1 protein-coding gene is annotated in these 602 nt (G+C 41.5%); it reads right to left on the bottom strand.

From position 1 onward, the window contains the following. On the bottom strand, window positions 1–325 hold a 325-nt coding region (locus R7040_RS28010; RefSeq protein WP_318097824.1), incomplete at its 3' end, for a phospholipase A. Window positions 326–602: the final 277 nt, after the last annotated feature.

Below are 602 nucleotides of genomic sequence, written 5' to 3' on the forward strand. Positions count from 1 at the left end.
ACACTTGCGGCTTGTAGTTTGTTTCTCTAAATGGCGAGGAGATATCAGAGTTTGCCAGTTGCCATAGGGACTTTTGAGTATAAGCCCCCATCAAAGCAGTGCCTGAGCTGAAGCGATAAAATGGAATTGATGCTGAGATCTGAAACTTCACTTCAAAATCTTGCAGTGAATCCATCTCTGAGCCCATTTCGCTATAGGCGCTTTGGTTGATGTCTGTGGTGTATGTACCTAGAACGTAGTTGTCTTCGTAGGTTGAGATATGGGTAATGTCTTTTCCGTAAGCAAGTACGGGGCACAACAAGAGCGGAATTACTTTATACTTCATCGTTATCCTTTTGCCGCCAAATCATAAAGCGGCAATATCATTCCTTATCATCGATAACTTCGACAATAAACAGCAAGGGAAAAGCGGTTAAAGCAATTTTCATTCCGGATTTTATAATTAACTGAAGATTTTACAATAAGCTGTAGATACACAGCTCAATTTCTACCAACTCGTTGATAAAGTTCGTTTATTTGACATCCACCACACGGCTGGCTTTTTTGTACTGAACTTTCCACCCAGCCCATCTTGGAAGTTCCCAGCGTTTAGGGTCACCTTT

Source organism: Vibrio sp. 1069 (assembly GCF_033340555.1).